Annotated in this window: 19 protein-coding genes; 9 read left to right on the top strand and 10 right to left on the bottom strand. The window is 64.7% G+C overall.

Translation table 11 applies throughout. The features are described 5' to 3' along the window. The first annotated feature begins 273 nt into the window (after nucleotides 1-273). Nucleotides 274-1,458 carry a hypothetical protein gene (locus tag HG800_RS17995; RefSeq protein ID WP_169978041.1) on the top strand — a complete coding sequence of 395 codons (1,185 nt, stop codon included), beginning with the start codon at nucleotides 274-276 and terminating at the stop codon, nucleotides 1,456-1,458. Nucleotides 1,459-1,475: 17 nt separating this feature from the next. On the opposite strand, the gene HG800_RS17990 is transcribed toward HG800_RS17995, so the two are convergent. The 6 genes from HG800_RS17990 to HG800_RS17965 all read right to left on the bottom strand — a co-directional run bounded on the left by HG800_RS17990 (nucleotide 1,476) and on the right by HG800_RS17965 (nucleotide 6,624). Then, complete coding sequence (locus tag HG800_RS17990) at nucleotides 1,476-1,898, bottom strand: PIN domain-containing protein (protein ID WP_235963787.1); 423 nt, start codon at nucleotides 1,896-1,898, stop codon at nucleotides 1,476-1,478. Nucleotides 1,899-1,911: 13 nt separating this feature from the next. Next, on the bottom strand, nucleotides 1,912-2,151 hold the full coding sequence (locus HG800_RS17985) for a hypothetical protein (RefSeq protein WP_169978039.1): 240 nt from the start codon (nucleotides 2,149-2,151) through the stop codon (nucleotides 1,912-1,914). 96 nt (nucleotides 2,152-2,247) lie between these two features. Next, entirely contained in the window at nucleotides 2,248-3,417 is a 1,170-nt protein-coding gene (locus tag HG800_RS17980) for a YcjF family protein (RefSeq protein WP_169978038.1), read from the bottom strand. 58 nt (nucleotides 3,418-3,475) lie between these two features. Continuing rightward, nucleotides 3,476-4,879, bottom strand: a complete 1,404-nt coding sequence (locus tag HG800_RS17975; protein WP_169978037.1) for a YcjX family protein — start codon at nucleotides 4,877-4,879, stop codon at nucleotides 3,476-3,478. A 109-nt stretch (nucleotides 4,880-4,988) separates the two neighbouring features. Then, nucleotides 4,989-5,495 (bottom strand): hypothetical protein, encoded by a 507-nt coding sequence (locus HG800_RS17970; protein WP_169978036.1) that lies wholly within the window; start codon nucleotides 5,493-5,495, stop codon nucleotides 4,989-4,991. Between the two features lie 157 nt (nucleotides 5,496-5,652). Beyond that, nucleotides 5,653-6,624 carry a GDP-mannose 4,6-dehydratase gene (locus tag HG800_RS17965; protein WP_169978035.1) on the bottom strand — a complete coding sequence of 324 codons (972 nt, stop codon included), beginning with the start codon at nucleotides 6,622-6,624 and terminating at the stop codon, nucleotides 5,653-5,655. A 533-nt stretch (nucleotides 6,625-7,157) separates the two neighbouring features. Between HG800_RS17965 and HG800_RS17960 the strand changes: the two genes are divergently transcribed. Further along, nucleotides 7,158-7,898, top strand: a complete 741-nt coding sequence (locus HG800_RS17960) for a hypothetical protein (protein ID WP_169978034.1) — start codon at nucleotides 7,158-7,160, stop codon at nucleotides 7,896-7,898. Between the two features lie 97 nt (nucleotides 7,899-7,995). On the opposite strand, the gene gyrA is transcribed toward HG800_RS17960, so the two are convergent. After that, entirely contained in the window at nucleotides 7,996-10,689 is a 2,694-nt protein-coding gene (gene gyrA, locus HG800_RS17955) for a DNA gyrase subunit A (protein ID WP_315852056.1), read from the bottom strand. Between the two features lie 1,014 nt (nucleotides 10,690-11,703). Between gyrA and HG800_RS17950 the strand changes: the two genes are divergently transcribed. From HG800_RS17950 to phoU, 5 genes are all read left to right on the top strand, one after another. Beyond that, nucleotides 11,704-13,644: a hypothetical protein gene (locus tag HG800_RS17950; protein ID WP_169978033.1), complete on the top strand. Its 1,941-nt coding sequence runs from the start codon at nucleotides 11,704-11,706 to the stop codon at nucleotides 13,642-13,644. A gap of 244 nt (nucleotides 13,645-13,888) precedes the next feature. Further along, the gene (locus HG800_RS17945; RefSeq protein ID WP_169978032.1) at nucleotides 13,889-15,040 is read left to right on the top strand and encodes an alpha-hydroxy acid oxidase; all 1,152 of its coding nucleotides are present in this window, start codon (nucleotides 13,889-13,891) and stop codon (nucleotides 15,038-15,040) included. 321 nt (nucleotides 15,041-15,361) lie between these two features. Beyond that, complete coding sequence (gene guaB / locus HG800_RS17940; RefSeq protein ID WP_169978031.1) at nucleotides 15,362-16,870, top strand: IMP dehydrogenase; 1,509 nt, start codon at nucleotides 15,362-15,364, stop codon at nucleotides 16,868-16,870. Nucleotides 16,871-17,126: 256 nt separating this feature from the next. Beyond that, nucleotides 17,127-18,875 carry a hypothetical protein gene (locus tag HG800_RS17935; protein ID WP_169978030.1) on the top strand — a complete coding sequence of 583 codons (1,749 nt, stop codon included), beginning with the start codon at nucleotides 17,127-17,129 and terminating at the stop codon, nucleotides 18,873-18,875. A 503-nt stretch (nucleotides 18,876-19,378) separates the two neighbouring features. Further along, nucleotides 19,379-20,116: a phosphate signaling complex protein PhoU gene (gene phoU / locus HG800_RS17930; RefSeq protein WP_169978029.1), complete on the top strand. Its 738-nt coding sequence runs from the start codon at nucleotides 19,379-19,381 to the stop codon at nucleotides 20,114-20,116. Here the strand turns inward: phoU and HG800_RS17925 are convergent. After that, nucleotides 20,092-21,135 carry a GNAT family N-acetyltransferase gene (locus tag HG800_RS17925; protein ID WP_169978028.1) on the bottom strand — a complete coding sequence of 348 codons (1,044 nt, stop codon included), beginning with the start codon at nucleotides 21,133-21,135 and terminating at the stop codon, nucleotides 20,092-20,094. The genes phoU and HG800_RS17925 overlap by 25 nt on opposite strands. A gap of 30 nt (nucleotides 21,136-21,165) precedes the next feature. Here HG800_RS17925 and HG800_RS17920 point away from each other — a divergent pair, with 30 nt between their 5' ends. Together HG800_RS17920 and HG800_RS17915 are read left to right on the top strand one after the other, a co-directional pair. After that, on the top strand, nucleotides 21,166-21,924 hold the full coding sequence (locus HG800_RS17920) for an RNA polymerase sigma factor (protein ID WP_235963774.1): 759 nt from the start codon (nucleotides 21,166-21,168) through the stop codon (nucleotides 21,922-21,924). After that, entirely contained in the window at nucleotides 21,914-22,525 is a 612-nt protein-coding gene (locus tag HG800_RS17915) for a zf-HC2 domain-containing protein (protein WP_169978027.1), read from the top strand. Before HG800_RS17920 ends, HG800_RS17915 begins: the two co-directional genes overlap by 11 nt. Before the next feature lie 394 nt (nucleotides 22,526-22,919). Here the strand turns inward: HG800_RS17915 and HG800_RS17910 are convergent, their stop codons facing one another. Further along, nucleotides 22,920-23,378, bottom strand: a complete 459-nt coding sequence (locus tag HG800_RS17910) for a hypothetical protein (protein WP_169978026.1) — start codon at nucleotides 23,376-23,378, stop codon at nucleotides 22,920-22,922. A 147-nt stretch (nucleotides 23,379-23,525) separates the two neighbouring features. Beyond that, complete coding sequence (locus tag HG800_RS17905) at nucleotides 23,526-23,981, bottom strand: hypothetical protein (protein ID WP_169978025.1); 456 nt, start codon at nucleotides 23,979-23,981, stop codon at nucleotides 23,526-23,528. Nucleotides 23,982-24,228 lie beyond the last annotated feature (247 nt).

Below are 24,228 nucleotides of genomic sequence, written 5' to 3'. Positions count from 1 at the left end.
CTCGGAATCGGCCTCCGATCGCAGTCCAGGCGCCCGGCAACGAGTCCGGCTCATCTCGGATCTTCGGCCCGAGTCCTTGCTCGAATTGAGCGATTCTTCGGATTGCGCCGATTCTCGCGAACGATCCCCCGACAGAAAACGCCTCGATTTTCCATCATTTCATCAGGAAGAAATGGATTGATGCCGAGCAACCACCCTCGATAGGATGACCTTCCGGCCAATCGTGCCGATCACGTCTCCCGATGATCCTCCGGTTCTGTCGAGGATGTTCCGATGATTCCACCCCGATTGCGATCCCTGGCCTACGCGATGACCACCCTGGTCCTGATCCCCGGGACCGCCTCGGGCCAGTTCGGCGGCATGGGCGGTGGCGGCATGGGCGGCTTGATGATGGGCCAGGAGCCCCCGGAACTCTCAGAGCGGATGGTCGAGGTCGAAGCGTTGACCGGCAAGCGCGTGTCCGGCCCGCTTCGGCTCGGCCCGATCGCCATCGACAGTGACTTCGGCGGCTACGAGATCCCCCCGGAGAAGCTCAAAATCGTCCGCTTCGACATTCCGGAGGGGCACCCTCCTATGAACATGTACGTGATGCCGAACGGAGGATGGACCGTGAGCGTCCCCGGCGCGGTTGTCGCCGCCTCCGGCGAGGAGCTGGCCGGCTCGCTCCAACTGTACGGCCCCCTGAAAATGACCACCAACCTCGGCCCCTTGACCCTCGACCCCTCCAAGCTCCGGTCCATCACCTTCCTCCCGGATGCCCCCGAAAACGGGGACGCCGAGGACGACGTCCATGAGGACGAGGACATGGAAAACGACGTCGAAGACGCGGAACCCAAATCGCCCTCGGACACGCCCTCGGCCGCGACCGGGCCGGGATCGACCGTCCGGAGCACCGAGCCCGCGCTCATCAAGATCAACGAATACCTCTGGGCCATCTCCCCCTCGGGCGATCGGGTCGCGGTCCGCAACACGCATTCGGGCCAGACCGCGAGGGTTGACCTGCCGGCCTCGGCCGATCTGCCCCTGAGCATCACCCCGATCAACAACGCCTACCTGACGGCACTGCAACTGGAAGGGCCGGAGATCCGGCGAGTCGCAGTGTTCAATACCACCAACAACACGTGGTATGCCCTCGACCTGAGCGAGCCCGTTTCAGACAAGGCCTCGCCGATCGTCAATCCCGAGACGGCGGTCTATCACCTCGGCCGCTTCGTGTACGCCTTCAGCATGCAATCCAATCGCTGGGCGAGCCTGGAACTCTCTGACCCGACCTCCGCCTCCCCCGTGCTGGAGGCCGGCGCCGTCACCGTCCGCGACGGCAGCCGCATCCACACCTTCCGCAGCGACAGAGGCACATGGACGACCGTCGATTCCCAGGATCTCCTGAACGACCTGCTCAACGACGAAGGCGCTTCCCCTCCCCCCGAGGCCGGAGACGCGACCAAGCCGACCCCCTGACCCAACACGCTCCCACCTCAGGCCGGGGCCGCCTCGAAGGGGTTCACAATGCGAACCCCTTCGATCTCTCGGCCGTGCTGGAAGTCCTCGGTGTACAGGGTCGTCGCCCCATGCTCCCTGGCGGCAGCCCAGACCAGCGCATCCCAGAACGAGAAGCCATGCCGGGGGATGGCGTCGAGGGCACGAAGCGTCATGGATGCGGTCAAGGGCAAGACCTTTCCAATCATCAGCAACCGTCGTAGGATGATTGTGACTTCAGGCGAGGCCAGCGGCTGCTCCCGGCATCGGCTCATCAAGACATTACTAAACTCGTTGAACACCTGGACGCTCATCACAAGTCGTCCTTGCTCCGAAAGTGCCGCGAGAAGTTCTATAGCCTGTTTGTGCTTCGCGAGGTCACTCGGATCATACGCGTAGACCACCACATTGGTATCAACCATCACCGGCGCAGGATCATCGGGTCCACTTCTTCAGCTCCTCCCGGGTCGGGTAGGGAGGCCCCCCGAGATCGATCCCCCGCCGCATGTCGGCAAAGGCTTCCTGACGCAGGGCCTCGCGTTCCTCGGGGGTGATCGAGGCATCGTCCAGGAACATTACCAGCACCCGAGCCCCCGGCGCGACTCCCGCCGGACGTTCCGACAGCTCGATCACACCGTCGCGATACGTCCCCGAAATCGTTGTCAAGTGTGCCATCCGTCTCCCCTCGTCGAATAAACCGGATTCGACCGCTGATTCATTGGATCAGAATGACTTGACCGCGGCCAAACGCGGGGAATCTCGCCGCGCTGCTCACCCCCGGATCGGCCGCAAGGCTCGGATCGCATAACGGCCGAACCGGCGCAGGAGCAGGCCGTTGACCGTCCCCTGAGTCACGCCGGAGGAAAGGCGAGAGAGCACCCCCCGGGCGAGTTGGCTATGGATCAGGTCGTGCATCTGGTCGAACGAGGCGTCGGCGGCCTGGTCGGTGAACTCCTCCAGGCGGGCGGCGACAAACGTGTTGCCAAAAACATGTGCGGTGATCTTGACCGTTGACCAGGTGTCGGCTCGCAGGCAGTACAATCGGCAAAGGCTGCCGATCAGTTGATAGGCGTTGGCGACCACGATCAACCCATCGAGGAACCCACTCGGCACGATTGCCGTCTTCACGCCGACGGCCACGGCATGACGCTTGACGAGCGATCGAGCCGCCTCGTCCAGCGGTTCGAGGAAACGCGCCTCGAACTCGCGGACCCAGTCGTCATCGGTCGCCGCATCGTGCGACAGGAGCCGGTTGCGCTGGATGAGCAGACGCTGGGCGATCTCGGGACCGGCGATCGACTTCAAGAAGCGTCCGTGCCGCGGATCGGTCGGATAGCGTTTCAGGAATTCGAGGAGCTGGCGCTTGGCGATTGCCCGGTTGCGCCGCCCCTGGATCTGGAGCGACCGGCGATGACTCAGCGAATCGGCCCGATCAACCCGGACGCCCGGCGAGATCGGCAGCGTGACATATTTCCACACGAGCCCGATCATCGCAATCGCGAACATTCCCCCCAGCACCGCCGCCACCCCGTAGCCGATCGCCTGCACCACCGGCGGCCAGACCGCCAAGGCCGCCAGGAAACTCGCCGCCTGCGAGGCCACGACCAGCAAGAGGACCGTCGTCGCCATCACAACGAGCAAGACCCCGGTCCCGCGATCCAACCAGGGGCGATCACGTTCCTCAACGATCGGTTCGTCGTCGTCGATCGGCGGCAAGTCCTCGACGAACATGCGAGTCGGGCCGACCATCGACTCATCGAGCACGGGGACGGGAATGCCGGAGTCGATCGGTCGCGAATGCCGCTCGGTGGCGGATTCTGGCTCGGAAGTCGGACTCGACATCGGCTCCGACCGCGTCTCGGGGGCGGGACCAGATTCGTGCTCCCCCCCCTCGCCGCCGGGAATTCCGGAGGATGGGCCATAGCCCGAGGAACGACTCATGACAAGCTCCTTCTCAAGAGAAGGGACATTCTCAATCGGTGTTCTCAGTGACGAATGATTATTTCAAATCAAGCAAAAATCGCGTCAACCGATCAAGATTGATATGAGGCGGCACCCGCACGCGGGCCCGAGGCAAGGCAGGCTCGGGCCGAGGGAAACGAAAACGGCCCGCCTCGAACTGGTCGGGCCACTGCTCGGGCAGCCGCGATACGGTGGTCCGGACCTCCCCCTTCGGCGTGTTGTAGCGGAGCGTGTCGGCCGGGTCGCCCGATTCGGTCCAGGTCGAGTGAACGGCGGAAACAATCACATGCTCGACCGTCAGATGCTTCCTCGCCTGGTGCGGCCGGATGATCGGCCGGGTCAGTTGCGTCAACAGGTCGAGCAGGCGGTCGCGGTCGTCCCGGACCACGCGATCGGCCTTGGTGGCGACGAACACGACTCGACGTACATGAGCATATTTTGCCTGAAACAACGAGAGGGTCCAGAGCCCCCAGTCCACCACCTGTTTCGCGGGCGTGAACCCCGGATCGACCGAGGCGAACACCTGTTCCAGAAACGCCCGGTAGGCGTTGACCATCCCGTGCCCACCTTCGAGCAAGACGGTCACATCCACCAGCACCACCAGGTCATCGCATCGGCCAAGCGCTCGGGCGAAGGGCAAGACGACCGCCTCTCGGTAGCGGGTGTAACGCCCGGCGAAGGTCGACGCCAGCGCGGGGGATCGCTCCCGAACTGCCGGGGGCAGGGGAGCGAACTGCTCCGAGCGTGCCAGGCCACAGACCCCTCGCTCAGCCTTCAACGCGATCCGATCGGCCTCGGTCGCCGGGCGATCGGTGCCGAGCCTCGCGTCGAGCGACACTCCTTCGGGGTCAAGCACGAAGCTCGACGGTGAGATGAACGGCATGAACCGCGTGTGCAAGGTGGCCAGCACGGTGCGGTAAGCGGCCAGGATTTCGGCCTCGGTCGCGCCGGCTCGCGACGCCGTCTCCAGGTACGGTCGGGCAATGCGGGCGAACTCGGCCTCGTTCCGCAGGACACCCAGCACGGCGTCGCTCCAGCCGTCGAACGTTGGGTGCGAGGCGATCACCATGTCCGCCAGCCGTTCCCCCGGCAGGTCGACGAGCGACAGGTCGGTCGTCCACCAGCTTCCTTTCCCGACGACCAGCTCGGCCCGGTACTCGTTCAGGCGGTCAGTCTTGGCGGGCCAGTCGGACTCGATCAGGCGGTTGTAGTGGTCGTCGACATCGAAACGCTCGGAGCAAAGACTCGGGGGGAGTTCTCCCAGGTGGGTAATCTCCGGCGCACCGGGTCCAGAACCCAGAGGTAAACGATCAGGATCATGATTGCGCAGGTGCGCAATCAATGAGGTCAGCAAGACCGTTTTCCCACTGTAAAAGAGGCCGACCAGGCCGACCGAACGTCGAGCGCGAAGCGGTTGTCGTCGGAGCGGATTGAGGATCATGAGCAGACTCGGCCGGGGAGTGATCCCCAGTTCGCAACAGAACGAAACTGGCCCAGGGGCCCGGACGCGACCGCCTCCTCGACCGAGCAACGGCGACGCAAAACGCGGATCAGTAGAGATTCTCCTCCATTTTCTCCACGACCGTATCGTTCTGGAAGACCACCGTGATCATCCGCTTGCCGTTTGACCAGCGGACAGTCCTGCGCACGTCTTCCCTTGGCTGGCCGTCGTGATCAGACATGGTTCCCGAGGAGTTGGACACGCGCCGGCCAAGGTTCTCCCACTTCCGGTACTGGCCCTTCTCATCGACGATGATTCCCTGTTCCGCGATCACCTCACCCGAGCCGAGCATGTCCTCGACCTCCCAGGAAGACATCCCCGGCGTGATCTTTACGTACGTCACGCGGTTCACGGGAGAGTTCGGACGCTCGACGGGAGCAACCACAATGGCGGCTGATTCCTCCGAGTCCCGAAGGACGATCGAGGTGCAAATCCCGCCGATCACCAGGCCCAGCGCGAGCCCGAGCGGAAACGACCGAGCCCGGCCCATGCCCAGGGCTCCCGGCTTCTGACCCATCACATCATCATCTGCAGACAGGTCATCCTTCATCGTCATTGACTTGCCTCCGGATCGAGCCACCACCGCCACTCAGCGGTGCGATCGTTGATGTCCAGGAATGCTTATTCGCTCGACCCAAGCGATTCTTGCAACCTTTTTTTGATCGGTTCGTGAGGAGACAGACGGCAGACGCAAGGACCGATTGTACCAGGCGTCAGGCCGCGGCTGGGAGGTGGGCTCGCCAGAAGTTGAGCATATCGGCGAGCGTCTGCTCACTGGTCCAGCGCGGTTCCCAGCCGGTATCGGCGCGGAGCTTCGAGGCGTCGGCCAGCAGCAAGGGCTGATCGACCGGCCGGACTCGGGACGGATCAACCACCACCTCGACCGGACGAGCGGCCAGCCCTCGCAGGATGTCGAGCAAGCTGGCAAGCGACTCGTTGCGGCCGGTGCCGATGTTGTACGCCTCGCCCGGTCGGCCTGACTCGGCCAGCAGGCGATAGGCGCGGACGATGTCGCGGACGTCGGTGAAGTCGCGGACGACCTGCAGGTTGCCGACCTCGATCCGGGGACGGTCGCCCCGCTCGACCTCGGCCACCTGGCGGGCGAAGCTGCTCAGGACGTAGCGGTCTTCCTGCCTCGGCCCGGCGTGGTTGAACGGCCGGGCGATCACCACCGGCGTGCCGTGTGCCAGCCAGTGCTGGATGCCGAGCAGGTCGGCCGCGGCCTTGCTCGCGGCATACGGGTTGTTCGGCCGTAGGGGGCAGCGCTCGCTGACGGGCAGGTCCTCGGGGCTCGGGTTGCCGTAGGAGACGCCCGATCCGACCAGCACGACCCGGGGCTTCGCGTCCAGCTCGGCGGTTCGGATCGCTTCGAGCAAGGTCAGCGTCCCGCCAAGGTTCAGGTCCCAGGTCGCCCTCGGGTCGTCGAAGCTGGCGTGCGGATTGGCCTGCGCGGCCAGGTGGTAGATCGCCTCCGGGCGTTTTCGAGAGAGCATCCGGGCGAGCGACCCGACCGAATCGGCCAGCAGGTCGAACGTTTCAAGCCGGACCGCCTCGGCCAGATGGGCGGTTGCGTCCGGCCATCGGCCCGAGGCGGAAAGCCCGACCACCACGTCCCCTTGCTCAAGCAAATGCTCAGCCAGATGGCCGCCGACAAAGCCGGTGATGCCGGAAATCAGCGCTCGCATGGCGGCTTCTCCCCTCGACTCCCTTCGATCCACCTTGCTCCCAACAAGCCGTTGCCAAAGGGTAATCACCCTCGCCCCACCGAACAAGCCAAGCACGCCGATTGCCCCCGATTCCCCCGCGTCTGTGGGCCGAATATCAAGCCGGGCCGCGAGCGATCGGGCCGGTGGGGCCTCGCCCTTCGCACCCATCCTTCGAAGACCGGCGAGGGGTGGACGCGGGCTCGTTCCGAGGCCACCAGGCGGAGCGGCCGAGCCATCCAGGGGTGTGCCCGAGTTCGGGAAGTCGAGTTCCCCAGATCGGGGCGATTTCCCGGAGCCGATCGAACCGATACAATGAGATGAGCCTGGCGGGGTCTGCCAGTAAAGATCTCCCGGTGGCATGGTCTTCCGAGACCCTCGGATGCACAGTCACGACCACGCCACCCCTCATGTCGGGTCGAACGGAATCGGTCGGAAACCGCGAGGGACGTTGGTCGTCTTCCCGCGTGATTGCATGGCATTGGAGTCTTTCCGAGAAGCGAAGGGCGGTCCCCATGATCCCGATGAGTTGCCCGAACTGCGGGAGCCAGGGCGAAGTCCCGCTCGACCGGCTCAACAGCCGGCTGAAGTGCCGTAAGTGCGGCACCATGTTCTACATGGATGAGACGGGGTCGATCGTCCTCGGCGATCCGAATGACCCGAAGAAGGGCCGGCGTCGGAAGAAGGCGGAGTCCGGGCCCGCCATCGACTTCGACTTCGACGTGCGCCGGATGATCCAAGACATCCCCAAGCCGGTCCGCATTGGGGTCTTGGCCCTGGTGGTCGTCGCGGCCGTTGGATACGGGGCGTCGAGCGTGCTGGGCTCGCTCGGCACGCCGACCGACGTAAAGGGCCGGTCGGCGCTGGTGGCCGATCTGTTCGTCGACAACAAGCTGGCGGAACTCCAGGCGCTGGCCAAGCCCGGCACGGGGGACGATCTGGCCAAATGGCACGAAACCATGCGGCCGAAGCTCAACTACGAGGGTGCCCGCCGCAGTCGGGGCGATGTGGCGACCGACGGAGCCATCATGAACGAGGGGTCAAGCGAGGCCTGGAGCTTCGGCACCCTGGCCGTTGTCCGACCCGATCCGACCAGCGGCGGTGCCGCGTCCGACGACGGGCCGAAGAACGCGCTGAGCCTGAGTCTTTACTGGACCCGAGAGAACGGCGAGTGGCTGCTCGACGGCTCCCGATGCCTTCAGGAAGCGCTCAAGCCCCCGCCCACCTCCCGGTCCACCCGAGGGGGGCGGCGCTGAGCCGGGCCTGGCCGGGCCTGGCCTGACCGGATCAAGCCCCGATCCCCTCGGATCGGGGCGGGGAGGGGAGGGGAGGGGAGGGTTGGGGCTCAATCGCTCACTCCCGGTCGGGCTCGCCATCGGCGTCGAGGTCGTCGATATGATCGCTCGCCTCGGCCGGGCCGACGCCGTCGTTGAGAATATGGTCTTCGCGAGGGGCGGGGGGAGACGGTTCGTCGCCGAGGGTGGCCTCGGCACCGTCGGACTCATCAAGGGTCTCGTCTCCGTTGGAGCCGTTCAGCTCCTCCTCGGGCAGCTTGGCCAGTGAGCCGACCGAGTCTCCGTCCTCGATCCGGATCAGGCGGACCCCCTGGGTGTTGCGGCCGATCGTGCTGATGTCGGCGACCCTCGTGCGGATGATGTTGCCGCCGACGGTGGTCATCATCACCTCGTCGTCATCGACGACCTTGGCGATGGCGACGACCGGGCCGTTGCGCTCGGTGGTCTTGATATCAATGAGTCCCTTGCCACCGCGATTCTGAGAGCGGTACTCGGTCAACGCGGTCCGCTTGCCGTAGCCGTTGTTGCAGACGGTCAAGAGGCTGGCCGGGTCGTCCTGGCCGTTGGCGACGATCATGCTGACGACCTCGTCGTCTCCTTCGAGCTTGATGCCGCGGACGCCGTGGGCGGTGCGGCCCATGCTCCGGGCGTCCGACTCGTCGAAGCGGATCGCCATGCCGTCCTTCGTAGAGATCAAGACATGATCGCCCGCCTTCACGCGACCGACGGCGATCAGCTCGTCCCCCTCGTCGAGGCCCAGCGCGATGATGCCGCGTCCCAGAGGCCGCTTGTAGGCGGTCAGGGGGGTCTTCTTCACCGTCCCGCGACGGGTGCACATCATCAGATATTCGTCTTCGGCGAACTCACGAACGGGCAAGAACCCGGTGATGCGTTCCCCCTCGTCAAGCTGCAGGAGGTTGACCACGGCGCGGCCGGCGGCGGTCCGGCTGACCTCGGGCACGTCGTAGACCTTCAGCCAGTAGACCTTCCCCTGGTCGGTGAAGAAGAGGATGTAGTCGTGGGTCAAGGCAACGAACATATGTTCGAGGAAGTCGCCTTCGCGGGTGCTCGTGGCCGAGATCCCGCGGCCGCCTCGGCCTTGCGCCCGGTAGGTGCTGGGCGGCAGTCGCTTGATGTAGCCGGCGTTGGTGATGGTGACGACCATGTACTCTTCGCGGATCAGGGCTTCCTTGTCGAAGTCCCCGAGTTCCTCGCTGGAGAGTTCCGAGCGCCGGGCGTTGGCGTATTTCTGCTTGAGCTCGCGGAGGTCGGCGCGGATGAGGTCGTAGATCAGGCGTTCGTCGGCGAGAATGGCCTCGTAGCGGTTGATGTCCTCGCGGAGCTTGCGGTACTCGTCGGCCAGCTTGTCGGCTTCGAGGCCGGTGAGCTGCTGGAGCCTCATGGCGAGGATCGCGTCGGCCTGGTTGCGGGTGAGCGGGCCGGTGGCCTGGGCGTCGGGGTTGTCGAGGGCCCGGCGGAGAATCTGGTCGGAGACTTCCAGGCCCATCAGGCGGGCTCTCGCCTCGCTCGGGTTGGCTGACGAGCGGATGACGCGGATCACCTCGTCAATATAATGAAGGGCGATGAGCAAGCCTTCGACCACGTGCGCCCGCTGCCGGGCCTGGCGGAGCTGGTACTGGGTCCGGCGGCGGATGACGACGACCCGGTGTTCGAGGAACAGCCGGAGCATCTCCTTCAGGGGCAAGGTCCGAGGCCGGCCATCGACCAGGGCCAGCATGATGACGCTGAACGTGTCCTGGAGCGGCGAATACCGGAACAACTGGTTGAGGACGACGTTCGGGTCTTCCCCGCGCTTGACCGTCACCACCACCCGGACCGGCTGCTTGCGGTCGCTGTGGTCGTCGACGCCGGAGACGCCGGTGATCCGGGCGTTGTTGACCAGGTCGGCCAGCTTCTTCAGGAGCATTTCCTTGGTGAGCTGGTACGGGATCTCGGTGAAGATGATCTGGCTTCGGCCGTCGCGGAGTTCCTCGATTTCGTACTTGGCCCGCAGCGTGATGCGCCCTCGGCCGGTCCGGTAGGCCTCCATGATCCCCCAACGGCCGCAGATGGTGCCGCCGGTGGGGAAGTCGGGGCCGGGCATGTGCTCCATCAAGCCGGCGAGGTCGATCTCCGGGTCGTCGATCATCGCGACCAGGGCATCGCAGACCTCGCCCAGGTTGTGGGGCGGGATGCTCGTGGCCATGCCGACGGCGATGCCGCCCGAGCCGTTGACCAAAAGGTTCGGGAACTTCGAGGGGAGGACGCGGGGCTCGGAGAACTTCTCGTCGTAGTTCGGCTGGAAGTCGACCGTGTCGAGCTGGATGTCTTCGAGCATCTCGGCGGCGACGGGGCTCAGCTTCGCCTCGGTGTACCGCATGGCGGCCGGGGGCAGGCCGTGGATCGAGCCGAAGTTCCCCTGCCCGGTGACAAGGAGGTGCCTCATGTTCCACCACTGGGCCATGCGGGCCAGGGTGGGGTAGATGGAGTTGTCGCCGTGCGGGTGGTAGCGCTTCATCGTCTCGCCGACGATGCCCGCGCACTTGCTCGTGCCGCCCCCGGGGGAGAGGCCGAGGTCGCGCATCGCCACCAGGATCCGGCGCTGCGAGGGCTTCAGGCCGTCGCGGACGTCGGGCAAGGCCCGGCTGACGATGACCGACATCGCGTAGTTGAGGTAGCTCTCCTTGAGCTCGTCCTCGATGTTCAGCGGCGGGGTCGGCAGGTGCCCTTCGGTCGGCGATGCGGTGCTCACGGTTGGTACGATCCCTCAACCCGTCGGGGCGATCCGGGGCCAGCGATCTGGAGCCCTGGCGTGGTGAACAAGAGTGAAGACCCATTGTACCCGAAATCCTTGCCGTCCACAACGCTGAGTCGGCCCGCTGCCAAGGGGTTACGTCGGGCTCGTGGGCAGGGGTGGGAGGTTTTACGCCACGGATGAAACACGGATGGAACACGGATTGAGAGGAATCGGTGGAACGGAGACGGTTGGGTGGGTTGAGATGCGGGAGGAACGGGTTCGTTTCGTCACGGCGCGTTTGGGGAGAACGGGTTCGTTTCGTCATGGTGCGTTTGGTGGGAATGGGTTCGTTTCGTGCGTGGGACTTCGGAGCATGGGTTCGTTTCGCAGGGCGGACTCGGGGGCGATGGGTTCGTTTCGCAACGCGAGGAACGAACGACGTAACCACTTGCAACAACAAAGCTTTGAACGACCAACTCCCCTCAACGGTCGGCTCGCCATCCGGCTGACCGAAGGGGGGTTATCCCTCAACGAGCTGTTCGGGTGCGCCGATGGGTGCGCTGTTCGGTGCGCCCGTTGGTGCGCTGTTCGGTGCGCTTCGGGTGCGCCCCTTGGTGCGCTTCCGAGTGCCCCCTGGTGCGCTTCGGGTGCGCCCCTTGGTGCGCGATGGCGGGAGCAGGGGAGTATGATCTCAGGTTGCCAAAGAGGACGTCCCGAGCCGACCGCTCAGGGAAGGGGGAAACGAGATCGGCAGATCCTCCATGACAACATCATCGAAAACGGAGGCCGCGGCAGTCACTCGAAATGGGGAATTTGGCATGGCCACCACGAGTGGCCGGTGCAAAGCCGATGGCGTGCTCCGGGATTCGCTCCGGCACCGGGGCACGTTTCGCTCTGCCTCACTTTCCCCCGGCCACCCGTCGCGCTGCCCGGCCACCCCGTCGCGTTCTCTGCGAGGCACGCGATTTGCGGCCCTTTCCTTTGAGTGCGCTGCATCCGCACCGAGGCCTGTTTCGAGGAGGGCCAACGATGAATCACCCAATCGCCATCTTCCGTGCAACGAAACGGACGCTTCTCCATGCTGCTTCAGGACGGGTGGCGCTGATTCTCGCCGCGCTGTTTTTGATTCCGGTGAGAATCTCGCACGCGATCCAGATGGAGCGGCCCACGGTTGAGAATCCTGAACTCGACTGGGTCTCGTGCGACAGCGACGTCTACCCCATTCGAGTGTGGTCGGTGAACCGCCCCGACGATGCGCTGAGGGTGATGGACGTCATTCATGAACACTCGATGTTCAAGCGTTTTGAGGAGTTGCTGCACACTCGTCCCCCGAGCGACATCGAGGATGTGCCGGAGAATGGGGGTGATGCACGACTCGACATCTACGTTCACCGAGTTGGAGGAGGCGCGTGCCATTATCGAGAGCTGGCATCGGGCGAAGGGTTTTCGTGGATCGAGATTGGCAGTCACCTGGTCGGCGACGAGATGATTGAGAAGTTGGCGCACGAGTTGTTCCACGCCTTTCAGAATGCCATCGACCCCGACGAGCAAAAATGGTGGAAGGAATCGACTGCTATCTGGGCGACCGACTTCATCAAGGACGATCTGGAGCCGGGTGAGCGTCGGTACATCATGAAGCACTTTGACTTTCGCGACGCATCGCAATGGATGCTGACGGCGGAGCGGACCTGGCCCGAAGGAGATGTGTTTTTATTTCCTACCTATCTCAGCCACAAATTCGGGAACCAGATCATTGGCAATATCTGGCAGGCCTGCCGACATCTCGATGCGCTGACGGCCATTGAGAATGAAGCGCGGCGGGGGTCGAGCGGCGAAATGGGTTTTGACGAGTGCTTCAAGGATTACTGCCTGCGCAACTCTGACATCGGACCTCACAAAGGATCTTATGTCGACAGCAAAGGATCGTACAAGATCTACACGTTTCACAAGGAACGGCATCGAGAACTCGATGCCGACAAACCGCCGACCGAGCCGATCTGGCTCCCCCCACTGTCGGCCGTCTTCTATCGCTATGAGAACAAAGTCGAGCATCCGGACATTACGCCCAGTATTCGTTTCGACCTTACTGATTTCGCGGCCAATGACAAATTGACCGTGCAGGCGATCATCGATCCCGACGGAGAGGGCCGTGAGGAGGACTGGTCCGGCCGGGAAGAGCGCACGTTCTGCCTCAACGAAGAGGACTTCCACGACATCGCTCTGGTCATCGCCTCGTCGGAGCTCCCATCGGTTTCCGGAGGGGGCGTCTCGATTCCCGTTCTCAAGGTGGAGATCGGCGTGGGCGACTGCCAACAGGGAGACGCACGAGCCAGAATCACCAATACGCATACACTTGCCCATTTCAGCGAAGACGAACAAAACTCCTCCTGGCGGAAGGTCGAAATCGAGGCGACGATTGACGCGACCTTTGAATACGAGGACGCCCTTTACAGCAGGGCTGACTCACCGGACGTCCCCGCGCAACTCACCGAGTACTACTCGCTGAAGTCATGGACAATCTCTTCGTTTCGGGCACGCGAGAGTCGCTTCTCCCGTCACGCCTTTGAGGGAGAGAGCAGCACGAGCAAGATGACGCTTCGGGGCGTGAACGTGCGCAAGGAACCGGATGCCGATTTCGACCTCGTCATCGAAATCGATCCCGAGACGGGAAAGGCGCAGACCGCGAGCGTGGGCGTCATGTCTGTGCTCTTTGACTGGAAGGGCAAGCTCAGCGAACGATCTGTCAGAAAAGACGGGTCGATCTGGACGCGCGAAGAAGACGTGACCTGGGCTGGGACGGGCGTTTCCTTCAGCGCAGGTAACTGGGTATCGGAGGAAGTGCAGTCGGGTGACGGCGTTCACTCCCTGCACGGATACGGGGAGCTCGAGGGCGAGGCCTCGCAACATGAGGGGTTCACAGAGCGTTTCACGACGAACTGGCAGGTCGGGAGGCACAAGTCGGATCAGTGATGGACGGCTGGGTGGCACAGGGGTCCGCACCCGTGTTCGGGCTCCCTGAACAGGAGGATCATCCTCCGCATCGCCCGACGACGGAACCACGATCGCCGCGATTGACCTCCCGAGGCGGCGCGTGATGGCCGTCCCTTCAGGAGGACGCCGAGTCTGGAAACGCCGGCAATTGGTGTACACTGGTGAAGTCACCAGTGCCACCCGACGCAATGTCCGAATGGACCCTCTGCAGGAGTCCTCCTCCATGTCCGCTGATAACGATTTCTCATCCGAGGTCCCCTCTGTCGAGTTTCTCCGCCGCAGGGCCCGGCGGCGGATTCCGGGGTTTGCCTTGGATTATCTGGAAGGCGGATGTCACTCCGAGATCAACCTTGAACGCAATACCGCCAAACTCAGAGAGCTGCTGTTGCGTCCTTATTATCTGCGAGACTATCCGGGCAGCGACCTGAGGACGGAGCTGTTCGGGCAGACCTACGCCGCGCCGTTCGGGATTGCCCCCATCGGCCTGCAAGGACTGATGTGGCCCCGAGCGACGGAAATCCTCGCCAGGGCAGCGCATGAGAACAACATCCTCTTTTGCCTGAGCACCGTCGCCACGGCCAGCATCGAGACGGTGGCGGAATTGACCGAGGGGCGCTTCTGGTTTCAGCTCTATCACCCGGCCGAGCAGGAGATCCGGGACAAAATTCTCGACCGCGCCGAAGCCGCCGGTTGCCAAACCCTGCTGATTCTGGCCGACACCCCCACCTTCGGGTACCGTCCCAAGGAGATCCGCAACGGGCTCTCGATCCCGCCTCGCATGACCCTTCGCAACGTGCTGCAAATGATCGCCCATCCCCATTGGGCCTTTTCCCAGCTCCGTGCCGGCGCCCCCGAATTTCAGACCCTCAAACCCTACATTCCCCCGGGGCGCGGCATGAAACACCTCGGTCAGTTCATGAACAAAACCTTCAGCGGGCGTCTCTCCGAGGACCGCGTCAAATCGCTCCGGGACAAGTGGAAGGGCCGCCTGGTGGTCAAAGGGGTGGTGACTCTTGAAGATGCCGAGAAGGCCCTGGCCCTCGGTGCCGACGGGATCATCGTGTCCAACCACGGAGGACGTCAGCTAGACGCCGGCCAGGCCACGGTGGAAGCGCTTCCGGAACTGGTGAAAACCTTCGGGGAGAAGATGGCGATCATGATGGACTCGGGGATCCGGACCGGCGCGGATGTGGCCACCGCTTTGGCTGCGGGTGCCCATTTCACGTTTCTCGGTCGAACCTTCATGTACGGCGTGGCCGCCCTCGGCGAACGCGGCGGCGGTCACTGCATCTACATGCTGAAACGTCAGTTGCAACAGGTCATGGAGCAAGTCGCCTGCGAACGACCCCGGGATTTCCCGAACCATCTGATTTAAACAACGACCGAACGCAGGAAATAAGGTGTCAAGAACCGAATTTGCAGCCAGGTGGCACTGGTGACTGCACCAGGACCACCCGAGGGAACGGCGGCACAACCGCGCCGATCGACAGAATCGAGCAAAAAGGTGAAGGCGGATCGGGGACGGGCCGATGAGAAGGACAGGGGATTGTGTGGGATGGCAATTCCCGGCGAGGGCTCTGGACGGTTGGCGTTGCCGGACGGAGGCCAGACCGTTCTAATATGATGGGAAAGGCACCGAAGGATTGACCGCTCGCTCGGCACGCTCGGGGAGTCGGTTCGGAGGCATTTCCCGATTATGCAAGACCGCATCGCCTACCAAGGGATGACCTTTGACGACGTGCTGCTGGAGCCGGCGCTGTCGGAACTGCTCCCGAGGGAGGTCGAGACGAGGACCCGGCTGACCGCCTCGATCGACCTGAACATCCCGATCCTCTCGGCCCCGATGGACACGGTGACGGAGGCCGAGTTGGCCATTGCGCTGGCGCAGGAGGGGGGGCTCGGGATCATTCACAAGAACCTGTCGATCGAGGATCAGACGATCGAGGTCGACAAGGTGAAGCGGTCGGAGAACGGCATTATTGTCGATCCCGTCACCCTGCCGCCGACGGCCACCGTGGCCCAGGCGCGGGAGTTGATGAGCGATCACAACATCTCGGGCGTGCCGATCGTCGTCGAGGGGAGGAAGCTGCGGGGGATTCTCACCCGGCGCGACCTGCGGTTCCTGGAGCGAGACGACCTGCCGGTCGAGGAGGTCATGACCAAGACCAACCTCGTGACGGCCCCCGAGAATACGAGCCTGGACGAAGCCGACCGGATCTTGACCAAGAACAAGGTCGAGAAGCTGTTGCTGGTCGACGAGAACGCGACGCTCAAAGGGCTCATTACGATCAAGGACATCGACAAGCTGCACAAGTACCCGCTGGCCTGCAAGGATTCTCGCGGGCGGTTGCGGGTGGGCGCGGCGGTGGGCGTGTACGACTTCGAGCGGGTGGCGTCGTTGATCGAGGCGGACGTGGACCTGATCGTGGTCGACTCGGCGCACGGGCACAGCAAGAACGTGATCGAGACGGTTCGGCAGGTGAAGCGCGACTTCAAGATTGAGGTGGTGGCCGGGAACGTGGCGACCGCCGAGGGGACCCGGGCCTTGATCGACGCCGGGGCCGACGCGGTGAAGGTGGGGATTGGGCCGGGGTCGATCTGCACGACGCGGGTCGTCAGCGGCGTGGGCGTGCCTCAAATTACGGCCGTGTACCACTGCGCCAAGGCGGCCGACGGAAGGGTGCCGATCATCGCCGATGGGGGCATTCGCTACTCGGGAGACATTGCCAAGGCGCTGGCCGCCGGGGCGCATTGCGTGATGATTGGCGGCCTGTTCGCGGGGCTGGCGGAAAGCCCGGGAGAGACGATCATCTACCGGGGTCGGAGCTTTAAGCGATACCGGGGGATGGGGTCGATCGGTGCGATGTCGAAGGGGTCGGCCGACCGCTATCGGCAGGATGTTCAGAAGGGGCCGGACGGGAAGCCGTCGGCCTCGCAGAAGTACGTGCCGGAGGGAGTCGAGGGCCGCGTACCGTACAAGGGGCCGCTGGCCGATTACGTGTATCAGCTCATCGGGGGCCTTCGGGCCGGGATGGGCTACTGCGGGACCCGGACGATCGAGGAGCTGCGGACCAAGACCCGGTTTATCCAGGTGACGGGGGCCTCGGTCTCGGAAGGTCATCCGCACGATGTGGTCATTACTCAGGAAGCCCCCAACTACACCAGCCCGGCGTTTGAGGGGGAGTCGAGCCGCAATTCGGTCTGAGCGTCGGGGCGGCGTCCCGAACGAAAGGCCAAGGACCAACACATCTCTCGCCCCGACCAGGCCCGATGGATTGGGAAGGATGGGGCACGATCGGCCCAGGTTGCTCGAAGGATTCGGGAACTTTGGTCGGTTGACCGTCTGAATTACGGAAGCATCGGGATCGCGTGGAGCCGTGAGCGATCGGGCTCATGGCTTCGGACTCGACCCGGCCACGGCGCGGGGAAGCCCCCGCTCAGGGCAAGCAAGGAGGCTCGGTGTGCGTCGTCTCTCTCCGGTCGTAACCATGACCACAGCCCTGCTGACGGCCGCCGTGGCGGCCGGCGTCTCCTCCGGTTTCGCGCAGGATGGCGATCGGCCGGTGGTCCGGTCGAGTGTCAGCCCCTCGGCTCCCGAGGCCCCGCCGGCCATTGGATCGAGTGACCCGATGGCCTCGGCCCGGTCGCCCCGGCACCTGCTCCGCAACGGGCAAGATTATCTTCGCTACGGCGAGTATCTCCGCGCCCTGACCTTGTTCCGGGAGGCGGAGGCGAGGATCGGGGAACTCCCCGACGCCGAGCAACGGGAACTGCGCCAGGGGATCGAAGATGCCCGCGAGGGGATGCGATCGCCCGAGGCGTCGCGCGAGGTGACGGCTCGACGGAGTCCGAGCCGAGGCCGATCGGGAGCCATGCCGGGGGCGATCGCGCTGGCCGAGCCTCCTCGACCCGAACCCGGCGCGATCGGCTCGACCGACGGCGTGCTCTTGACCGGAGGCGAGCGGCCGAGCCCGGCGCCGAATGCTCCGGCCCCCCAGGTTTCGGTGTCCCCGGACCTGGCTCCGCCGATCCCCCCCGAACCGATCAGCATCGACCCTCGGGTGCTGCCCTCGGCCGCCCAGTCGTTGCCGGGTCCGGAAGGGCTCGAACTGCCGCCGATCGCCTCGGCCGCCCCCGCTCCCGCGGTGTCGAACACCGTGCCGACAGCCGCAGCCATGCCAGGCGATTTGCCCATGCTGCCGAGCGAGCCTCCGGCGGCAGCGGCCGCGGCGCCGTTCGGGTTGCCGCAACTGCCCGAGGAGCCGGGGATTCCGACGATCGAGTCGCCGACGGCGATTCTGGGAGCGGCTCCCCCTGATCCCCTTCCGATGGCCTCGACCCCGCCGAGCCCTCCCGACGAATTGCCTGCCCTGCCTCCCTCGGCTGAGGAGCTGATGGAGCTGGGCCAGCGTGGGGCGGCTCCCTCGCGTGACGTTCCGAGTGCGATTCCCGCGCAGGAAGGGCCCGCAATGGCGGCTCCCAGTCCGTCCCGGACGCCCTCGCCGAGGCCGACCACCCTGTCGGCTCGGGAATCGGGCCGCGAGTCGAGGGGAGCGATGGAGCTGAACGGCCTGGGTCGCCGGAACAGCCCGCCGCCGCGTGATCTGCTCTCTCCCGAGCAACGGGAGGAGGTCATGAGAATCGTCCGTCGTCAGGAGGAGGCCGAGCGTCAAGGGTTCGACCCGGCTCCGCTGCCGGACGATCCCTTGATGCCGATGTATGAGGAAGACGAACTGTCGAGCCTCGCCATCGAGCTCCCTCGACCGCCGAGCCCTTCGGAAATTCGGCCGATTCAGTCGATTCCGGTGGCCGAGGACTTCGTGGAGATGCCTCCTCGACGATTCGCGCCGAGTCGAAAGTACTGGTCGGCCGCGGCCACCTGTCACCTGCCGCTCTACTTCCAGGACCCGGTGCTGGAGCGTTACGGGCAGAGTGTCGAGCAGAAGCTTGGTCCGGTCGGCCGCTTCCTGTCCTACCCGCTCGACGACCCGAAGCAGAGCCAGCAGCGGAACCAGCTCGCCCAGCCGTTTTTCTCAGCCGGGCTGATGGCCGCTCAGATTGTCACCTGGCCTTACAAGGCACTTATGGACACGCCGAGCGAGGCCGAGTATGACCTCGGATACTATCGGCCTGGCGATCTGGTGCCGCCCGATCTGATTTACGTCCCGTTGCATGGTGTCGGCCCGCCGCTGCAAGGCAAGCGGTATTGATCGCTCAGGGCGACCTGAGGGGCAATTGCGACGTCACGATTGACAGGGCCCGGAGATTCGGCGATGACCTTCGCGCGTCTCCGGGCTCTGTCGTGCGCGGCGATCGAGCGATCGGGCGGGGGACCTGGGTCGCTTTGAATCGATCGCTGGGCATTCCCCCGGTTTCCTGCTGAGGCACAAGGGACCGAGGCGAGCTCTTTTGCCGGAAGACCTTGAATCGTTTGAAGAAATCGAGACGTTCGTGTACAATGCCACCTATCGTTTTCTCAGATGTCCCAGGCCGGAATGCTCTTTTCTCGCGTCCTCTCGTGATGTCTTGATGAAGGCCGTGTGAGCACACCGAGGGATTTCGCCAAACCAGACCGATCTGCATTGATGAATTTCTGGGGCTTCCGTAGAGTAATGATCGGCACGGGAGGTGCATCCCATCACGTCTCACACCTCACGCGGTGAAGCCGGTCTTCCAAGCAAGGTCCGAACGCCAGCGCAGATGAGTCGCACCCATGATGATGGAACCGGAAACCGGAACGGGAACCGGAGTTGATCGACCGCGTTCGTACTTGAATCGTCACCTGGTGCGCGATCTGGAAGTGCTCTGGGGCGAGGTCTTGAAGCTTGCCGCGGTGGTGGAAACCTCGTTGCGGTCGAGCGTGCAGGCCCTCTGCGCCGGGAAGGTGGAGCTGGCGAACGAGGTCAAGGCCGACGAGCCGACGATTGATCACTGGCAGGTCCGGATCGAGCAGGATTGCCTGCGGATTCTGGCGCTGCACCAACCGGTCGCCTCAGACCTTCGGCTCGTAACCTCAGCCCTGAAGATCAGCTACGAACTGGAGCGGATGGGGGACCTGGCGGCTCACATTGCCAAGCGAGCCCGCAAGCTGGCCCGTCGCGACGAGCCGGTGCCGCTGCCTCCTCAAATGGAGTTTCTCGGGGTCGAAGCGCTGGGGCAAGTCCGCGATGCGCTCGACGCCCTGACGCGGGGCGATACGGGGATGGCTCGCCAGGTGATCAAGGGGGATCGGGAGATCGATCACCGTCGTCAGATGATCCTCAAGGATCTGAAGAAATCGATCCGCCAGGATCCGGGCCAGGTAACCATCTGGTTGCATTTGATCAACATCGCCCGCAACCTGGAGCGCATCGCGGACCACGCCACAAACCTTGCCGAGACGGTTGTTTACGTCAAGGAAGGTACCATTCTGCGTCGAGACGATCCTCAGCCGATGACGGATCCGTCTTGAAGGGGGGGCGATCCCGCTCCCTCGGGTCCGCGTCTGCCCAGGACTGCCAGGTGGACCCTCCGGCGCACAAAGGCGTGGAATCCGCACCGCTGGTAAAGCCGATCGGCCGGAAGGTTGCGCACATCGACGGCCAGCTCCAGGCGATGCGCATGGGGCCGGGTCAGTTCCAGGGCATGGGCCAGCACGCGACGCCCGAGCCCTCGACCGCGGGCCTCGGGAGCAAGGCCGAGGTAGGACACCTCCCAGGTTGACTCCGATCCGGCGAGCAGGAGCAAGACCGCGACCGGCTCTGTCTGGCCCTCAAGCCACCCCAGCCGCCAGCGATCGGGATCGAACGATCCCCGGGCCAGATGCCCTTGCAGGACATCGTCCAAGCTGCGCAGGCCGGCCAGCTCGGGCATATCGAGGCTGCCCTGGTACGACCGTTCGAGCATGCGGGCGAACCTGTCATGCCGATCGGGAGTATATCCTCGCCATTCCAAGGGCGGCACACCGGGAGGAATGGGAAGGACGTCGTGGGTTGGTCGTCCGAGGTAGAGCAGGTCGGTGACGTAGGCGAGGCCGCCGCGCGCGAGGTCGAGGGCGGTCTGTTTCGGCGCATTGTCCTCGACGAGGGCCTGGGCCAGTCGGATCCCCTGGGCCTCGGAAACGCGCAGGGCCTCGCGGACCATTGACGAGGCGAGGGAGGCGGCTCCCCAGGATCGGGCGATGACTGGGGGCCAGATGGCAATGGCGCGCCCGGCAAGAGTTTGGGTGAGCATGGCTCCGACGATCCGACGCTTGCGCGAGGCGATCCAGAGCCCGGAGAGGTCGAGCTGGCCGCGGGCTTCCTGACGGAGCAACTCGACGATCATGTTGGCCCGAGTCGAGGCCGAGAGCCGGTGATAGAGGACCGCCAGGGCTTCGGCCCGATCGTCGGGCGGACAGAGACCGATGCCCAACTCCCGAGCGGTGGCCGGGGGCTCGAGACGGGGTTTCGAGGTCGAATCGGAAAAGGAAGGTGTCGAATCCTCCAACATGGGCGGGCCCTCCCTCCGTATACTTAGTTTATGCGACCTGAACCTGATCCGACGATGGAAATGGCTCCGCAATCCTTCGGAATTCGCTCCGAGGCCCCGGCATCCGACCCTTCGGACGCCGAGTCCGGCCTGGTGGCGTCCCGTCCCGGCCTGGCCGAGGAGGCGGGCGACGCCCGGCTGGTGGAACGGGCCCGGGACGGGGATGAGGAGGCGTTTGCCACCTTGGTCCGACGCTACGAACGTAAGCTGCTTCGCGTCTTGACCCGATTGGTTCACGACCACGAACTGGCCCGAGACCTCGCGCAAGAAACGCTCTGGCGTGTCTATCATCGGCTCGATCGCTTCGATACGAGTCGGCGATTTGGTCCGTGGCTGTTCCGAGTGGCCGTGAATCTGGGCGTCGATCAGCTTCGCAGGCGATCAGGCCCGCCGATGACCTCACTGCCGGTCGACCGCCGCCGCGAGGAGGACGACCCGCGGAACGCGTCGAGCCTCGACGTGTTCGACCCCGACCCCCGACCCCGAGAAGAGCTGGCGCAGGAAGTTCGATTCGTGTTAGAACAGCTTCCGGTCAAGGACCGGACGATTCTTGTCTTGCGAGACCTGGAAGGATTTTCGTCGGCCGAGGTTGCCGCGATCGTTGGCCGACGCGAGGCCACCGTCCGATGGCGACTGGCCAAGGCCCGCGATCAGTTCCGCCGGCTCTGGGAACGCCGGATGGCGCAGCAGGACCAAGGAGGGACCGACCCGATGAACGCTCTTTCCCCCGAGGCCCCTCATGCCGATTAAAACCTGTGCATGGGTCCGGGCCCGCCTCCCGCTCCTGGCCGGAGGCGACAGCCTCGGCCTGGACCGCTGGGTGGTTGACCGCCACCTTGTCCGATGCCCCGAGTGTCGGCATCGTCTGGAAGCGCTGCGCGCCAGCCAGCGGGTGCTGTCGGCCGGGGCGATCGACGACCCGATCGCCCCGGATGCTCCGTCGCTCTGGCCCGACCTGTCACGGCGGCTACGCCAGGCCCGACGCCCCCGAGCCCGCACGGCCTGGGGGTTCGAACCGCATCGGGCCTGGGCGCTTCCCCTGGCCGGAGGGCTGGCCGCCGGTCTGCTGGTCGCCGCCTCGCTTGTGACGCTCGGCGCCTGGCGCGACCCGAGGATCGACACGCTGGTCAAGGAATACGTCGCGCTCGACCAGTTGCTGACGACCGATCCCCCTCGCCTGCTCAAGCCCGAGAACCCTGAGCAGTTCGAACAGCGACGGTCCCGCCCCCGGCCCAGGCCGGCCGCGCCGTACCGCGAGTCGCATGCCTCGGTCACTCCCGACGAGGTTCCCCCCGCCGCTCCTCGCTCGATCGCTCCGCCACTGCCGCCCGAAGTCGAGCTGACGCAGTGATCTGTTCTGATGGGCGGCCGGGGTCGCACCCGAAAGGTCCGTTGAAGCGGTCGCCCTCGCCCTGCAACGGCCAAGCGATCATCATTCACGGGTTCCGTCATCTTCGGAACCCGTAAGCGGGGTCCTGGATCAGCGGGCTCAAGAGAGGGGGGGCCCACCTCCAACCCACGGGTTCCGAGGACGGAACCCGTGCCACCCTGCCCGGTGAGCAGGGCCGGCTCGGGAGGGTCTTTCCCGCCAACGACGCACGGGTTCCGAGGACGGAACCCATGCCACCCGTTTCCCTTCCGGAACGCGTTCAGAGCTTCCTCGAACGGGGAGTGCGGACCTTCCCACGAAGACCGGGGAGCGGAGACGAGGAACTCAGCCGTCTGACCAAGGAGCAAAACGGGGATCAATCGCCGCCGGGATCGGTCGCCACGGCCGAGCCGATCTCGTACTTGACCATGCCGGGGGCATCGCCGTAGGAGTAGAATCCGACGAGGACATGCGAGCGGATTGCTCCTCGCCAGGTGTAAGTCGTCGACTGCATGCCAGGCTGGTCGTCCTGCAAGGGGCCGTCGGGTTTCTTGCCGAGAATTTCCTCGACCTGGGTCAGGGGCAACAGGTCGTCCTCGTTCGATTCGAGCGCCTTGTCGAGGCGATCGACCGCGCTGTTGAACTGGAACAGGGCGTTCAGCTCCAGCCCGCCGACGATCAGGAGGACGATGAGCAACACCATCGAGATGGCGTTGCGTGCCGGCGAAACCTTGGCCTTGGTTTTTGTCGGGCTGGCCGATGCCTCCGGTACGGGAGCGACGGGAGGGGTGGTGGGAGTGGGAGTTGATTCAGGAGAGTCGGTCGGGGTCGACATGAGGGGCCTCCGGTCGATGATCGGTTCAACGAAATGAAGACGCGTCGATTGACACAGGCCCTTACGGTATCGCAGCGATGGGGGCTCCGCAACGCTCCGGAGCCCTTCCCGAACGATCGCGTGAGGCTCTCCCGCAACGCGGGATGATCAGTCGGCAATCCAGACGAGGATCTGGCCCGGGTCGTACCGGACCCAGGCGACGAATCCGATCCAGACGAGCGGCAGGAGCACGACCGGGAACCATCGACCGATGCTCCTCCTTCGCAGCGCGTTCCAGAGCAACAAAACCCAGACAACGGCGCAGACGATGATGGCCGGTGGGATGAGTCCCCCGAGCAGAACGACTGGGAGGTACACAAACCTCAAGATGGTGATGTCTTTCGGGTCGTCGAGCGACGGCCGAGGGGGGTGCCCCAGTTCCCACCCGGCCAGCAGCCAGAGGCCCAAGTGCGAGAGCATCACCACGACCGGGACACTTGACGCGGCGATCATCAGGACGAGGCCCGGAGACGGGCGCGTCGCAGGGGGTTCAGGCCTTCCCCCGCCGCGCAAGGGGGCCGAGGGAGGTTCGAACGGGTTGCCGCGATCGAGGCCGGTGGGCATTGCGATTGGTCTTGGCTCAGCGAACCAGCCCGTTGAAGCGATCGGCATGCGGTCCGGAAGGGGAATGTGTGCTGCGGGTTTCGTCCGCGGAACCCGTGAGCGGGGTCAACGCCCCACGGGTTCCGAGGACGGAACCCGTGCCACCCTACCCGGTGCCATCCTGCTCAGCAAGGGGCGGGCTCGGGAAGGAGGTTCCCACCGACCCCACGCCGCACCCCTTGACCGAAGCATGCCAACACCTTGCAAC

It is taken from the genome of Tautonia rosea, from assembly GCF_012958305.1.
In the GTDB taxonomy this organism is placed as follows: domain Bacteria; phylum Planctomycetota; class Planctomycetia; order Isosphaerales; family Isosphaeraceae; genus Tautonia; species Tautonia rosea.
The sequence above is the reverse complement of the archived record's forward strand: the minus strand, read 5'-3'. Positions and strand labels throughout refer to the sequence as shown.